Below are 15,543 nucleotides of genomic sequence, written 5' to 3'. Positions count from 1 at the left end.
TCTCGCCCTTGCGCACGTCGATGGTGACGTCCTGCACCGCATGGACGGCCGGTTTTTTCCCGCCGAAGATCGTCCGGCCGCCGCCGAAGACGCGCTCGGCTCCGTCGATCGAAAGGAGCACGCCGTCATCCATGTTCGGCCTCCGCGTTCAGCGGGTGGATGCAGCGCACGGTGCGCCCTTCGCCGAATTCGGTGAGCGGGATCGGCGCGGCGCGGCAATCGTCCCCGGCGCGCGGGCAGCGGTCGGCGAAAGCGCAGCCGACCGGCAGGTCATTGACGACAGGGGGCCGTCCGCCGATCGCATCGAGGCGGCGCTCCGGCTCGCCCAGGACTGGCACGCAGTCGATCAGCTTGGCGGTATAGGGATGCGCCGGCGATGTGAGGATTTCCTCCGTCGTTCCGGTTTCCACGAACTGGCCGGCATACATCACCGCGACGCGGTCGCAGATCGCTGAGACGACGCCGAAATCGTGGGTGATGAACAGGATGCCTGCGTTGCGCTCCTCGCGCAGCGTGTCGAGCAGCGACAGCACCTGCGCCTGCACGGTTACATCGAGCGCGGTCGTCGGCTCGTCGGCGATAATCACGCGCGCGTCATGGGCGAGCGCCATGGCCATACACACACGCTGGCGCATGCCGCCCGACAATTCATGCGGGTATGACTTCAGACGCTCCGCCGGATTGGGGATGCGCACCGTCTTCAGAAGGTCGGCGGCCTTCTTCCTCGCAGCGCTTCCGGAGAGCGGTGCGTGCGCCTGGATCGCCTCGACAAGCTGGTCGCCGACCGTGAAAAGCGGATGCAGCGTCGACAGCGGGTCCTGAAAAACGTGGCTCACTGCCGAACCGCGCAACTGGCGGATGCGTTCGTCGGAGGCGGCGAACAGATCCTCGCCCTCCAGTAGCGCCACGCCGCCGGTTATACGGCCGGGCGGTGTCGGTACGAGCCCCATGATCGACATGGCGGAGACCGACTTTCCCGAGCCGGATTCGCCGACGATTCCGAGGCATTCGCCCTGACCGACCTTCATGTCGACACCGCCGACGGCCTTGAAGACGTCGCCGCCAAAACGGAATTCGGTTTTGAGGTCGCGCACGTCGAGAACCGCCTCGGCATCGGGTTCGATGCCGCCGGGAACCTGGTCGCGCATCACGGCGGTGCGCGCCACGGGCCGGGTCAGCGCGCCCGACTTGAGGCGCGGGTCGAGCACATCGCGCACGCCGTCGCCGAGCAGATTGATGCTCATCACCAGCGCGAAGATCATCACGCCGGGGATAACGGAAACATGCGGTGCGGTGAACAGTATCTTGCGGCCCTCGCCAAGCATCGACCCGAGATCGGCCTGCGGCGGCTGCGCGCCAAGCCCAAGGAAGGAGAGGCCCGCCGTCTCCAGGATCATCCAGCCGATCGTCGTCGACATGGTGATGATGATTACCGGCAGCACGTTCGGCAGCACCTCGATAAACAGGATCTGTGCATTCGACTTGCCGGACAGGCGCGCCGCGTCGACGAACTCCCGGCGCGACAGCCCGAGCGCGATGCCGCGAATGTTGCGGGCGAAGAATGGAATGTTGACGACGGCGATCGCGTAGAGCGCGTTCAGCAGGCCCGGTCCAAGCACGGCGACGATCGCAAGGGCCAGCAGGATGTAGGGAAACGCCATCACCATGTCGATGCCGCGCATCAGCAACGTGTCGATCCGTCCGCCCGCATAGCCCGCGACGAGGCCGATCAGCGAGCCGAAAAATGCGGCGATCAGCGTCGCCGAGACGCCGACCGCGAGGCTCACCTGGGTTCCCCAGATCAGCCGGGAGAGGATGTCGCGGCCGAGCGCGTCGGTGCCGAGCAGGTGCCCTTCGGCAAGCGGCCGCAGAAGCCGGTTTGCTGGCGCCGTCGCGTCGGGATCGGGCAGCGGTAGCAGCGGCGCGGCCACCGCGACGAGCACGATCAGCACGAACACGACAAGCCCCGCGGTCGCCAGCGCGTTGTTCAGGAGCAGGCGGATGCTGTCCGGCCGTCCGCGCTTGCGTTTTGGCAGTTTTTCCCGGCGCGCCGGTGCAGTTGCGGTCGTTTCGGACATCAGCGCAGCCTCGGATCGAGGACGGTCTGAGCGACATCCGCCGCCAGGTTGAAAAGCACATAGGCTGCCGCCACGACCAGCACGCCGCCCTGGACGAGCAGCAGGTCACGCGTCGAGATCGCCTTGACCAGCATCGAGCCGATGCCAGGCCACTGGAACACGGTCTCGATATAGACCGCCCCGCCGAGCACGAAGCCCGCCTGGATGCCGATGACCGGGATCACCGTCACCATCGCCGCCTTGAAGGCATGGCGGTAGATGACGCGGCGTTCCGTCAGCCCCTTGGCGCGGGCGGTGCGGATGTAGTCCTGCCGCAGCACCTCCAGCATGGCGGTGCGCGTCAGCCGCGCGATCACGCCTGTGGCGACGACGGCCAGCGTAATCGCCGGAAGAAACAGGTGATGCAGCAGGTCCGGCAGATCGCCGCCGCCATAGATCGCGAACATGCCGCTTGCCGGAAACCACTGGAGATTGACGGCGAAAACGAGGATCAGCAGCAGGCCGAGCCAGAAGGATGGCACAGAAATGCCGATCAGGACGATAAAGGTGACCGCCTTGTCGACCCAGGAGAACTGCCGCACCGCCGAGACGACGCCGGCGATCAGGCCAAAGACCGAGCACAAGATGAGCGCCGTACCGGCAAGGATCAGAGTCGCTGAAAATCGCTCCATTACTTCATCCAGAACCGGTCGGTTCAACGTATAGGAGCGGCCGAGATCACCCTGCAGAAGGTTGCCGACCCAAATGAAGTACTGCTGGAAAAGCGGCTGGTCCAAACCGAGTTGGCGGTTGAGCCGCTCGACGTTTTCAGGTGTCGCATAGGAGCCGAGGATCGCTATCGCCGGATCGCCCGGGATCATTGCCATGATCAGGAAGACGATGATCGTCAGTCCGAACAGGACCGGGACCGCCGCCAACAGGCGCTTTGCGATATAGGCTGTCACCGTGGACTTGCCCCGCGGTTCGAGGGGGCCGGCGGGCAAGCCGCCGGCGCGAGAGGAGTGGCGTTACTGCGGCTTCGCCACGTCCTGCAGCATCAGGAAGAAGGACGGCTGCAGCTTGAAGTTTTCCACGCTCGCTTTGGTCACGGCATTCTGCTTCCAGTTGGCGACGAAGACCCAGGGCGCGTCTTCCTGCACGATCTCCTGCATCTCCTGGTAGAGCCGGGCGCGTTCGTCCTGGTCGGTCGAGCGGCGCGCCGCTTCCAGCAGTTCGTCCACCTTCGGGTTGGAATAGTAACCAGAGTTGAAGCCGCCCTTGTCCGGCCACGCCTCCGTGCGCAGCGCCAGGAAGGGCAGGGTGTCCGGATCGTTGGTCATCCATGCCATCTCGGCCATGTCTGCCTTACCTTCAAGGCCCGGATTCACCTTGCCGAGGAATGTGTTCCACTCATAGGTCTCGATCGAGACGTCCATGCCGACGGCTTCCAGATCGGCCTGGATGGCCGTGCCCATGGCGATCGGATCGAGCATCCCGGAGCCGCCCTCGGTGACGTAGAAGGTCAGTTCCTCGCCGTCATAGCCGGCCTCGGCGAGTAGTTCCCTGGCTTTGTCGGGATCATAAGGGTAGGGCTCGAGGCCTTCATTGTAGGCCCAGGCGAAGGCTGGCGGCGTCGGGCCGGCGGCGACTTCCGCCGTGCCCTGCAGGATGTTTTCGACGAGTGCAGACTTGTTGACCGCATAGTTGGCGGCCTGGCGAACGGCCTTGTTGGCGAACGGCCCTTCCTTTGCGTTGAGGATCAGGAACCAGACATGCGGTCCCGCCTGTTCGTGGACGACGAATTGGTCATCGGTGCGGAATTGCTGGAGCGAATCCGGCGGCACCTCGACCATGATATCGAGTCCGCCCGACAGCATCTCGGCGATGCGGGTGTTGGCATCGGTGATCGGGCGGTAGATGACGGCCTCGAGCGCCGGGGGGCCGTCCCAGTAATCCGCGTTGCCGGTGACGACCACTTTCGCGTTTGCCTCCCATTCGGCGAATTTGTAGGCGCCGGTGCCGGACGGGTTGCGGCCGAATTCCGTGCCGTGCTGCTCGACCGCGGCGGGCGAGACGATCAGCCCGGTCGGGTAGGCGAGGTTGGACAGGAACGGCGCGTATGGTTCTTTCAGCTTGAACTCGACGATGGAATCGTCGACCGCGGTGACGGTGTCGATCGACGAGAAGAAGAAGGACAGGGGGAATGGCCCGGTGTCGTAGTAGGGATGTTCCTCGTCGAGCATCCGGTCAAAGTTGAACCTAACCGCCTCTGCGTTGAAAGGCGAGCCGTCGTGGAAGGTCACACCCTCCCGCAGTTTGAACGTGTAGACCGTCCCGTCGTCGGAGATGTCCCAACTTTCGGCCAGTGCCGGTTCGACCTCCAGAGTGCCGTCCTTGTAGCGGACCAGGCCGTCATAGACATTCATCAGGATGCGGAAGTCGTTGACCGCCGTGACCGCATGCGGATCAAGCGACTTCGGTTCGGCGATCTGGCCAACCACAAGCACATTCGGCGGGGTTTGCGCTAAGGAAGGCGATGCTAGCGCAAGCGATGCCACGGTAAGCGCGGCAGCCAGAAGTCTCTTCATGGTGATCTCCATCGTTTCCAATGGCTCGCAATTAATCCGTAATATTTATGGTGATGCAAGCATTTATTATGATAAATTTTTGTGCAACCCTCGCGCCGACTGCATCACGAAGCGACAGGGAGACGGCATAGCCGACATGGTTCAACCGACGCCTGCAATCGACATCGACCGCCTGCGTCGATCGCTCGACGGTGTAAACGCATTTGGATTCAACGCGGTCACGGGCGGTTACAACCGCGTCGGGTACTCCGATGCCGACATGGCCGCGCGCGCCTGGTTCGCCGACGAGATGGCGGGCGCCGGACTCCGGGTCTCTCGCGATGCCGTCAACAATCTGTTTGGACGCTTCGGTCCGGCCGACGGACCTTGCATCATGGCCGGTTCGCATCTCGACACCGTTCCCGAAGGCGGGGCCTTCGACGGTTCGCTTGGCGTGTGCGCCGCGTTCGAATGCGTGCGCGCGATGATCGACGCCGGCATCACCCCCAAGACCGCGATCGTTGTGACGGCGACAGCTGAAGAGGAGGGCCGCTTCGGCGGCATGCTCGGTTCGCAGACGATCACCGGCGCCGTGACGCGCGACTGGATCGCACGGGCGTCAGACAGTGAGGGCGTGGCGCTCACTGCTGCGATGCAAGCCCAGGGGCTCGATCCCTTCGCCGCGCCCGACGCTGCGTGGCGGTCGGGCGCGATCCGCGCCTTCCTGGAAATGCATATCGAGCAGGGGCCGGTGCTGGAGCAAAGCGGCATCCCGGTTGGCGTCGCTCATGGGATCTCCGGCGTCTGCCATCTTCAAATCCGCTTCGAGGGCGTCGCCAATCACTCCGGCACCACGCCGATGGACATGCGCGCCGACGCTTTCGCCGGTCTTGTGACATTCGCGGCCGGCATTCCGGCGTTGATCGCGGAACTCGGAACGGACCAGAGTCGCATCACCGTCGGCAAGCTCAATTTGGAGCCGAATTTTGCGCATACCATTCCCGGCACGGCCGAGTTCTCGATCATCGTCCGCGATACTTCGGAGGAGGTCATGCGGCGGCTGCGTACGGCGGCCGAGGCGCGTATCGCCGATGCGGCCAAGGCCCACGGGCTGACGGTTTCGTCCGAGGAGAAAAGCTGGCTGCCGCCGGTGGGGCTAGACTCCGGGCTTCATGCCCTGCTGCGTGGCGAAGCCGAAAGACTCGGTATTGCCTGCCTCGACATGCCGTCCGGCGCCGGGCACGATGCACAGACCATGCAGTCGCTTTGTCCGTCCGGCCTGATTTTCGTTCCGAGCCGCAACGGCGTCAGCCACGCGCCGGAGGAGTGGAGCGACTGGGCCGAGATCGAGAAGGGCGCGTCACTCATGCTCGCAGCGCTGACGCGTCTTGCATGCGAGTGAAACCGGTTGTGCCTATTTGCTCAACGCCTCGTCCTTTATACCCGGCGTCAGCTTCTGTGCGGCCTCGTCGGTCGGCTGGCGGGTGAAGCCGGTCACGCTCGACGTCTCCTCGAAGTCGCGCTTGATCATCACCGGACTCGTCACGTAGGCGGTGACCAGTTCCGCAAGCGAACGCAGTGCATGGGTGTGGATGCGCTCGTAGCCGTGGGAGGCGTCAACGCCGAAAGTGATCAACGCCGTCCGAACGTCGTGACCGGCCTCGATCGCGCTGGCGGAATCCGAGCGGTAATAGCGGAAAATATCTTTCTGGTAGCGGATCTCGTCTTCCTGGCAAAGCGCGACCAGCTTCTTCGTGAGATGATAGTCGAATGGCCCGGTCTGGTCTGCCATGGCGATCGTCACGCCAAACTCCTCGGAATTCTGACCGGGCGCGGATGTGCCGTTGTCCACAGCGATCATTGAGGCAATGTCCTGGGTCAGCGCCGACGATGCGCCAACGCCAACTTCCTCGGCTATCGTGAACAGCCAGTGGGTGTCGACCGGGGTTTCCGCCTCTTCGCCTTGCAGCGCCTTCAGCGCCGCGAGCATGACCGCGACGCCCGCCTTGTTGTCGAGATGGCGTGAGACGATGAAGCCGTTGTCGAGAAATTCCGGCTGCGGATCGACCGCGACTATATCGCCGATCTCGATGCCGAGGCGTTGGATGTCGTCCTTGGTCCGCGCCATCGCATCGATGCGGAACTCGACGTAGTCCCAGCCGACGGGAAGCGTGTCGACCTCGTCGTTAAAGGTGTGCCCGGAAGCCTTAAGGGGAAGGATCGTGCCGCGGTAACCGCCTTTTTCTGCGAAGACGGCGGCGCGCGCGCCTTCCGCGAAACGGGCAGACCAGTGACCTATGGGCACGAGTTCCAGTCGGCCGTTCTCCTTCAATCGCTTGACCTGCGCGCCCAGCGTATCGAGGTGTGAAACGATGGCCCGCGCGCCACGTGTCTCCGCTCCCGGCCGGATTGCGCGAATCGCCCCGCGCCGCGTCAATTCGACTTCCAGGCCCAGCCGTTCCAATTCCCGCGTGACGAAGCGAACGATCGGGTCGGTATAGCCAGTCGGACTTGGTATCTTGAGGAGTTCGTCCAGCATGGACAAGAGATATTCATGATCGATGGGAAGCCGTGACACGTGCTGTCTTCCTTTGCTATTTTTGCCGATTTTGCCGGACCGACGCCGGAACGGAAAGCGGGAAAAGAAGGTCGACGAACCGTTCGGCCGTCGGCTGCGGCTCGTGGTTGGCGAGGCCCGGTCTCTCGTTTGCCTCGATGAAAACGTAGTCGGGGCGGCGGGGCGACTGAACCAGAAAGTCGATGCCCGTTACCGGAATATCGATGGCGCGGGCGGCGGCAACGGCGGCGTCGAGCAGCGTGACGTTGACGCTGTCGGTGACGTCGTGAATCGTTCCGCCGGTATGCAGGTTGGCGGTCTTGCGCACCGCGATCTGCTCTTCGGCCGGCAGCACGCCGTCGAGTTCGTAGCCCGCGCCGCGAACCGTTCGCTCGGTTTCCGCGTCGAGCGGAATCTTGGCCTCGCCGCCGGTCGCCGCCGAGCGCCGGCGGCTCTGCGCGGCGATGAGCTCGCGCACCGTCGCCACGCCATTGCCGACCACCGCCGGTGGCCGGCGTATCGCGGCTGCCACGACACGGTAGTTGATGACGACCAGCCGCAGATCGTCGCCCTTGACATACTCTTCCAGCAAAACAGTATCGGAAACGCTGCGCGCCTTCTCGATCGCGGCTCGGATCTCTTCGGGATCATGGATGTCGATAGAGATCCCCCGACCCTGCTCGCCGCGCGCCGGCTTGACAACGACCGAACCGCAGCGCTTGACGAATTCGGCGATTTCGTCGGGCCTTGCCGAGGCGTCCAGTTGCGCCGGAACTCGGACGCCGGCGGCGCTGACGATTCGCCGGGTTACCGACTTGTCGTCACATATCGACATTGCGACTGCGCTCGTCAGGTCCGACAGGCTCTCGCGACACAGAATCGACCTGCCGCCATAGGTCAGCCGGAAAAACCCCCCCTCGGCATCGACGATCTGGACATGGATACCGCGGCGGCGCGCTTCGCTGACGATGATCTTAGCGTAGGGATTGAGCGCCGCGTCGGTATCCGGCCCGGTGAACAGTGTTTCGTTGATCGGGTTCTTGCGCTTGACGCTGAAAAAGGAGACGCGCTGGAAGCCGAGCTTCTCGTAAAGCGCGATCGCCTGCTTGTTGTCGTGCAGCACGGAGAGATCGAGAAATGCCGCGCCACGCGTTGTGAAATATTCCGCCAGCCGCCGCACCAGTGCCTCGCCGATGCCGGGATGCCGTGCGACCGGATCGATCGCTAGGCACCACAGGGAGGATCCCCTTTCAGAATCGCCGAAGGCGCGCACATGATCGACGCCCGTCACAGTGCCCAGCACCTCTCCGGTTTGCTCATCTTCGGCGACGAAATAGACAATGGTGCGGGCGTCCCGCGTAGCCCAGAAGAAATCCGGTGGAACCGGAACCATCGAACGCGTCGCATAGATCCGGTTGATCGCCTCGGCGTCCGACTGTGAGGTCAGCCGCCGAATGAAAAAGCCCTTCGGTGTTTTTTGCGACGGACGGTAGCGCGAAAGATCGAGCCGGAACATATGCGAGGGATCGAGGAAAAGTTCCTGCGGCGCGTTGGCGAGAAGCACGTGCGGATCACGCACATAGACAGCGATGTCGCGACGGTCCGGCTGTTCGGCGCTAAGCGCCGCGATCATCTTCGTCGCCGAATCGAATGTCTGCGCGAAAACCAGGCGCCCCCACCCGCAGTCGAGGGCAAACTCCGGCTTCATTTCCACTTCGCGCCCGAACTGTGCAATGGGCGGCTTGAGCCCTTGATCGCGCATCCGTCTCAACCGGTGCGAATAGGCGTCGCTGGTGTGCCGCTCGCGGTTGGCTCTGCCCGCCTTTGCTGCATCTTTTCCACTGCCCGTGGACTTGTCCTTGGCCATCCCACGCTCCAAAGTCTAACTGTCGATCGGCTCTAGACGCCGTGCGTTTGCAGCCACATTTCCAGCAGTGCGACCTGCCAGAGTTCCGATCCGCGGAGCGGCGTGATGTGGCTTGCCGGATCGTCGAACAGCGTGTCGAGATAATCCTGGCGGAAGAGTCCGCGTTCGCGCGCTGGGGCCGAGCCGAGTGTGTCCTTCACCAGATCCAGATACTCGCCCTCGATATATTTCAATTGCGGAACTGGAAAATAACCCTTCTTGCGGTCAATCACCTCGTGTGGAACCACGAGGCGCGCGGCATCTTTCAGGACCCCCTTGCCGTGATCACGCAATTTGAACTCCGGCGGAATCGTCGCGGCCAGTTCCACCAGTTCGTGATCGAGGAAGGGCACGCGCGCCTCCAGTCCCCAGGCCATAGTCATGTTGTCGACGCGCTTGACCGGATCGTCGACCAGCATCACCTGCGTATCTAGCCTCAATGCGCGGTCGACGGGCGTCGCCGCGCCAGGGCTGTTGAGATGCTCGCTGACAAACAAGTAGCTGGCGTCGCCATCTGCGATCCAGCCGTCCCCGAGCTGTTTGGCAAGCGTCGTGTGGCTACGGTCGAAGAACACCTTCGCATAGTCGGCGACGACGTCGTTGGAATTGGACAGCGGCGGATACCAGTGATAGCCGCCGAACACCTCGTCGGCGCCTTGGCCGGACTGCACGACCTTGATATGCTTGGAAACTTCCCGGCTGAGCAGGAAGAAGCCAATATTGTCGTACGAGACCATCGGCTCCGACATGGCGCGGATGGTTTCGGGAAGGTTGCCGATCAGATCCTCGGACGGCACGAAGATCTTGTGGTGATCGGTTTCGAAGCGTTTGGCGATCAGGTCGGAATACTGGAATTCGTCGCCTTTTTCGCCATTTGCCTCCTCGAAGCCGATCGAAAAGGTCATCAGGTCCTTCTGGCCCTCCTCCGCAAGCAGGCCGACAATGACACTGGAATCCACGCCTCCCGAAAGAAGCACGCCGACCGGCACATCAGCGACCATGCGCCGTCGCACCGCGACGCGAAGCGCCTCTAGCACGCGGTCGCGCCAGTCGTCGCGCGTCAGGTCGCTGTCTTGCTGCCGCCGTTCATAGGGGGGCTGCCAGTAGAGCCGGTCCCTCGACGCGCCATCGACCGCGATGCGGCGGGTCGTCGCCGGGGGCAGCTTGCGAACGCCGTTCAGGATTGTTCTCGGCGGCGGAACGACGGCATGGAAGGTCATGTAATTGTGTAACGCCATCCGATCGATCGACGTGTCGACTTCACCGGCGTGCAAGAGGGCCGGCAGATGCGACGCAAACCGCAAGCGGTCGGGCGTCTCGGCATAATAGAGCGGCTTGATACCGAAACGGTCGCGCGCGAGCATCACCTCGCCGGTTTCACGCTCATGGATTGCGAAGGCGAACATGCCATGAAAGCGCTCGACGCAGGCTTCGCCCCACTTGTGATAGGCCTTCAGCACCACCTCGGTGTCGCCATGCGAAAAGAAGCGGTATCCGGCTTCCCCCAGTTCTCGGCGCAGCTCGAGATAGTTGTAGATGCAGCCGTTGAAGACGATCGTCAGACCGAGTTCGGGATCGGTCATCGGTTGCGCGGCCTTGTTCGACAGATCGATGATCTTCAACCGGCGGTGGCCGAAGGCGACGCGCCCCTGAGCCATGACGCCGCTGCCGTCGGGCCCGCGCGGCGCCAGCGCATCGGCCATGCGGGCCACGGCGGCCGAATCGGCAAAAGTGTTATCGAAGCGGATTTCCCCGGCTATTCCGCACATATTCCAATGTCTTTCTCGGTCGTTGCGTTTGTGCAGCCGGGAAAACATTGCCGCCGACTACGATTTCATGAGCGGCGGCATTGCGCACGCAAGCAGGAGCATCCTGAACTAACCACCCGGATAACGGAACGCAAACGGCAGATGTTCCCGAGAGGAGGATCCCTTTCGCATCTTCCCGGACCCGCTCGGTCAAGTCACCGCAGTTGATGGAAATCAATTCGTCATGTCGGCGGCGCCGATAGTCTCCCCCGGTTTGGTGTCGAAAGCACACCGCAGGGATATCAACTGCCGCAACTCAAGGAGAAGCCCATCATGTCACTGGATCGCACGGTGCTCGCCTTTGCAGGCATCATGGTTCTGACTTCGGTCGCCCTCACACAGTGGGTATCGCCGCTTTTCGACTGGCTCACAGTCTTCATCGGCCTGAACCTTCTGCAATCCGCGTTCACGGGGTTTTGCCCTGCCGCAGCCTTCTTCAGAAAGATCGGTGTCAAACCCGGTCCCGCCTTCTGAGAGAATTGGTTATGCGTTTTCTTCTTCTTCCGCTGCTTGTTCTCCTGGCCACAGCCCCCTCACGAACCGACACGATGACGCTGGAGCCGCGCCTGCTCACCGAATGGAAGTCGGTTTATGGTCGTGTGGAGGCGAAAGAGACGGTTCCGGCGAGAGCGCGGATCGGCGGAGTCGTGGTTGAGTTGTCGGTCAGTGAGGGTGATCTGGTCACAGCGGGTCAGCGGATTGCGGTCGTTCAGGACGACAAGCTGGCATTTCAGATCGCCGCATTTGACGCGCAACTCGACGCGCTCCGCGCTCAGTTATCAACTGCGGAGACAGAACTCAGTCGGGGGCAGGCATTGGTGGAGCGTGGTGTGGCTACGGTCCAGCGCGTAGATCAGCTGCGTACCTCAGTCGACCAACTCAGGGGGCAGATCGCTTCAACGGAGGCGGCGCGCGATGTGATCATTCAACAAGGCGCGGAGGGCGATGTGCTGGCCCCAGGAGACGGTCGCGTTCTCGATGTACCGGTGACGCGCGGTGCTGTCGTTCTCGCAGGGGAGTCGGTCGCGTCGATAGGCGGCGGTGGTTTTTTCCTTCGCCTCGCCATACCCGAACGTCATGCGTCGTCACTGCGTGAAGGGGCGGACATCAGGATCGCCGCGAGCGGGTCGGAGACAGCCGGAGAGATTGCAAAGCTCTACCCGACGATCGAGAACGGCCGGGTTGTGGCGGATGTTGAGGTGGAAGGCCTCGACACTGAATTCGTGAATGCCCGGGTGCTGGTCGAATTGCCGGTCGGCGAGCGCATGGCGCTTCTGGTTCCGCAGAATGCGGTGGTCACGCGCTCCGGAATTGACTTCGTGACGGTTTTGGCTGGTGGGGAGACCAAAGACCGCGCGGTGGTTCTTGGGGATGCCGTCACACTGGATGAAGCCGATTTCATAGAGGTTCTGACAGGCCTCCGGTCAGGCGAAACCGTATTGGTCCCGTAATGAAGCAAAATTCCCCACTTGGAATTGCTGGCGGTCTGACGCATGCCTTCATCACCTCGCCGTTGACGCCGTTGTTCTTGCTGGCCGCCATCGTCTTCGGTCTCGTGGCTCTCGCCAATCTGCCACGCGAGGAAGAACCGCAGATTTCGGTTCCGATGGTCGACCTTCACGTGCGGGCCGACGGATTGAAGGCGGAGGACGCGGTGAAACTGATCACCGAGCCCCTAGAGACGATCGTCAAAGGCATCAACGACGTAGAGCATGTTTATTCTCAGACATCGGACAACCGCGTCCTGGTCACGGCGCGTTTCGTCGTGGGCACATCCTCCGATACGGCCATCCTGCGGGTGCATGACAAGGTGCAGGCCAATCTCGACAGGGTCCCCGTCGGTGTGCCCGAGCCGCTGATCGTAGGGCGCGGAATTGACGATGTTGCCATCCTGTCATTGACGCTCTCGCCCAACACCGAAGTGGCCGATATCACGCCCAACGACCTGACGCGGATCGCTCGCGAATTGCAGACCGAGGTTTCAAAGATCCCCGATGTTGGTCTGACCTATCTGGTGGGTGAAACCGCGGAAGTCATCCGCATCGCGCCTGATCCGGAGAGGCTGGCGCTCCACGGTGTCACGCTGCAGCAGCTTGCCGGCAAGGTAACAGGCGCAAACCGTGCTTTTCCGACGGGGACGGTGCGGGACGCAGGCGAGCAAATCGAATTTGTCGCAGGCGAAACCCTGCGGACCTCGGAAGAAATCGGCAACCTGCTGTTGACGACCCGCGACAACCGCCCAGTCTACGTGCGTGACGTGGCCGAAGTCGCATTCTCTGGCGATGCGGCCGATGTGCTGGTGGCAACCGTCTCGAAGACCGAAACGGGTGTGCGACGCGTCCCGTCAGTCACGCTGGCGGTGGCCAAACGGGCAGGATCAAACGCGGTCGTCGTAGCCGAAGCGGTCTTACACCGGGTCGAAACACTTGAAGGCTTGCTCATCCCGGACGGTCTTTCCGTCGAAGTGACACGCGACTACGGTGAAAGCGCAAACGAGAAAGCAAACGAGTTGCTCTTCCATCTTGCGTTGGCGACCGTCTCGATCATAGCGCTTGTCTGGCTAGCGATTGGATTTCGCGAAGCCTTGGTCGTCGCGATCGTGATTCCGGTGACAATCCTCTTGACGCTCTTTGCGTCGAACTTGATGGGCTACACGCTAAACCGGGTCTCCCTGTTCGCCCTGATTTTTTCCATCGGTATCCTGGTGGACGATGCGATTGTCGTCATTGAGAACATCTCTCGACACTGGGGCATGGGTGATGACCGTACCCAGAGGAAGGCCGCTGTCGATGCTGTCGCCGAGGTCGGCAACCCAACCATCGTCGCAACCCTGACCGTGGTGGCCGCATTGCTGCCCATGCTGTTCGTTTCAGGTATGATGGGCCCCTATATGAGCCCGATCCCGGCCAATGCGTCGGCGGCGATGATCTTTTCCTTTTTCGTCGCGGTGACGGTAACTCCATGGCTGATGCTGCGCTTTTCAGCTAAGGCACCAGCGGCGCACAATCATGAGAGCCACGGTGGATTGTTGGGCCGGACCTTTGCGGCAGTGGCGCGGCCGATACTTGCGACAAAAGCGGCCAGCTGGAGCTTTTTAATTGTCGTGCTGGTTCTCACGCTTGGATCGCTATCGCTGTTCTATACCCAGCACGTCACAGTCAAACTGCTGCCGTTCGACAACAAGTCGGAATTGTTGGTCGTGATCGATTTGCCCGAGGGTGAGTCGGTTGAGGCGACGGACGCCGTCGCCCAAGCGGTTGCGGAGGTCGTGCTTGCGTTGCCGGAGGTCCGCTCGGTCCAGACGCATGCGGGCACCGCCGCCCCGTTCAACTTCAACGGCTTGGTGCGCCACTCCTATTTGCGCGTCAGGCCCGAACAGGGCGACGTCGCGCTGAACCTCCTTCCAAAGGAGGCGCGAGACCGGTCCAGCCACGAGATCGCGCTTGATATCCGCGAGCGTATCGCCGAAATCCCGGTGGTTGACGGAACGAGCCTCAAGGTGGTTGAACCGCCTCCCGGTCCGCCGGTCCTTGCAACGTTGTTGGCCGAGATCTACGGCCCCGATGCACAGACGCGAAGGCAGGTCGCGGCGAAGGTCGAAGAGGCGTTCCGATCGGTGCCCTTTGTAGTGGATATCGATAATTCATACGGCCAGCCTGCCCGCAAGCTGCGCGCTACCATTTCGACCGATGATGCTGAATTTTTCGCGGTTCAGGAATCGGATGTCTTCGACACGATCGCGATTCTGAATGGCGGAAAGACTGTCGGATACTCGCACCGGGGACAAGGCCGAGCTCCTATCCCGATTAGGATCGAAAGACCGCGAGGCGACCGGACAATTGACGAAGATTTCCTGTCCACCCCGATTCCAGCGAATGTCCTGCCAGGGGATCGCGGTGTGGTCGAGCTGGGCGACGTTGTGCGCGTTTCAGCGGAACGCTCCTCGTTTCCAATCTTTCGCCACAACGGACGTGCGGCCGAGCTCGTCACCGCAGAACTGGCCGGCAGTTTCGAGGCGCCACTCTACGGAATGCTTGCCGTTCAAGACGCGATAGAGGCGCAGGATTGGAGCAAAATTCATAGACCTGAAATCTCACTGCACGGCCAGCCCGAGGATGAAAGCCGCCCGACGCTTCTGTGGGACGGGGAATGGGAGGTAACCTGGATTACCTTCCGCGACATGGGGGTGGCATTCGGCGTCGCACTGTTGGGCATTTACATTCTGGTGGTCGGCCAGTTCGGCTCGTTCAAGCTGCCATTGGTCATTCTGACACCGGTTCCCCTGACCTTCATCGGGATCATCGGTGGGCACTGGCTGTTCGATGCACCATTTTCGGCCACTTCTATGATCGGTTTCATCGCGCTGGCAGGCATCATCGTACGGAATTCCATCCTCCTGGTAGACTTCATTCGTCACGCCGCTGCGCGGGACAGGCCGCTCACCGACGTGCTCATCGAAGCGGGCTCGATACGTTTCAAGCCAATATTGCTGACGGCGCTCGCCGCCATGATCGGGGCCGCCGTCATACTGACTGATCCGATCTTTCAGGGGTTGGCAATTTCGCTTCTTTTCGGTCTTGCCTCGTCAACCTTGTTAACCGTGCTTGTGATTCCAGCGGTCTACAGGGTCCTTCGCACCTAGAGAAGT

General features: G+C 62.2%; 11 protein-coding genes (1 of these 11 cut by a window edge). 4 read left to right on the top strand and 7 right to left on the bottom strand.

Going from position 1 to position 15,543, the window contains the following annotated elements; genetic code table 11:
* The 4 genes from LC298_RS08730 to LC298_RS08715 form a co-directional block, all read right to left on the bottom strand.
* Positions 1-133, bottom strand: the beginning of a protein-coding gene (locus LC298_RS08730; protein ID WP_131568898.1) for an ABC transporter ATP-binding protein. 851 nt of this gene lie to the left of the window's left edge; only the first 133 of its 984 coding nucleotides appear in the window; its start codon is at positions 131-133; its stop codon lies beyond the left edge, outside the window.
* Positions 126-2,078 carry a dipeptide/oligopeptide/nickel ABC transporter permease/ATP-binding protein gene (locus LC298_RS08725; protein ID WP_131568896.1) on the bottom strand — a complete coding sequence of 651 codons (1,953 nt, stop codon included), beginning with the start codon at positions 2,076-2,078 and terminating at the stop codon, positions 126-128. The genes LC298_RS08730 and LC298_RS08725 overlap by 8 nt, the downstream gene beginning before the upstream one ends.
* Positions 2,078-3,022, bottom strand: coding sequence for an ABC transporter permease (locus LC298_RS08720; protein ID WP_131568894.1), 945 nt, complete (start codon positions 3,020-3,022; stop codon positions 2,078-2,080). Before LC298_RS08720 ends, LC298_RS08725 begins: the two co-directional genes overlap by 1 nt.
* Before the next feature lie 63 nt (positions 3,023-3,085).
* Entirely contained in the window at positions 3,086-4,645 is a 1,560-nt protein-coding gene (locus LC298_RS08715) for an ABC transporter substrate-binding protein (protein ID WP_131568892.1), read from the bottom strand.
* Positions 4,646-4,781: 136 nt separating this feature from the next.
* Between LC298_RS08715 and LC298_RS08710 the strand changes: the two genes are divergently transcribed.
* Positions 4,782-6,026 (top strand): Zn-dependent hydrolase, encoded by a 1,245-nt coding sequence (locus tag LC298_RS08710; RefSeq protein ID WP_131568890.1) that lies wholly within the window; start codon positions 4,782-4,784, stop codon positions 6,024-6,026.
* A gap of 12 nt (positions 6,027-6,038) precedes the next feature.
* Here LC298_RS08710 and LC298_RS08705 read toward each other — a convergent pair whose 3' ends face one another.
* The 3 genes from LC298_RS08705 to LC298_RS08695 are packed head-to-tail and all read right to left on the bottom strand — an operon-like array spanning position 6,039 to position 10,856.
* Positions 6,039-7,202 (bottom strand): osmoprotectant NAGGN system M42 family peptidase, encoded by a 1,164-nt coding sequence (locus tag LC298_RS08705; protein WP_131568888.1) that lies wholly within the window; start codon positions 7,200-7,202, stop codon positions 6,039-6,041.
* Between the two features lie 16 nt (positions 7,203-7,218).
* A complete protein-coding gene (ngg, locus tag LC298_RS08700) occupies positions 7,219-9,048 on the bottom strand; it encodes an N-acetylglutaminylglutamine synthetase (protein ID WP_131568886.1) in 1,830 nt (609 codons plus the stop codon).
* A gap of 32 nt (positions 9,049-9,080) precedes the next feature.
* Positions 9,081-10,856 (bottom strand): N-acetylglutaminylglutamine amidotransferase, encoded by a 1,776-nt coding sequence (locus LC298_RS08695; RefSeq protein WP_131568884.1) that lies wholly within the window; start codon positions 10,854-10,856, stop codon positions 9,081-9,083.
* Positions 10,857-11,168: 312 nt separating this feature from the next.
* On the opposite strand from LC298_RS08695, the gene LC298_RS08690 reads away from it, so the two are divergent.
* The 3 genes from LC298_RS08690 to LC298_RS08680 are packed head-to-tail and all read left to right on the top strand — an operon-like array spanning position 11,169 to position 15,537.
* Entirely contained in the window at positions 11,169-11,369 is a 201-nt protein-coding gene (locus LC298_RS08690) for a YgaP family membrane protein (RefSeq protein WP_131568882.1), read from the top strand.
* Between the two features lie 11 nt (positions 11,370-11,380).
* Positions 11,381-12,346 carry an efflux RND transporter periplasmic adaptor subunit gene (locus LC298_RS08685; protein ID WP_131568880.1) on the top strand — a complete coding sequence of 322 codons (966 nt, stop codon included), beginning with the start codon at positions 11,381-11,383 and terminating at the stop codon, positions 12,344-12,346.
* A complete protein-coding gene (locus LC298_RS08680; protein ID WP_131568878.1) occupies positions 12,346-15,537 on the top strand; it encodes an efflux RND transporter permease subunit in 3,192 nt (1,063 codons plus the stop codon). Before LC298_RS08685 ends, LC298_RS08680 begins: the two co-directional genes overlap by 1 nt.
* Positions 15,538-15,543: the final 6 nt, after the last annotated feature.

The sequence above is a fragment of the Oricola cellulosilytica genome, assembly GCF_019966575.1.
Classification (GTDB): Bacteria; Pseudomonadota; Alphaproteobacteria; order Rhizobiales; family Rhizobiaceae; genus Oricola; species Oricola cellulosilytica.
This window is presented reverse-complemented; position numbering and strand designations above follow the sequence as displayed.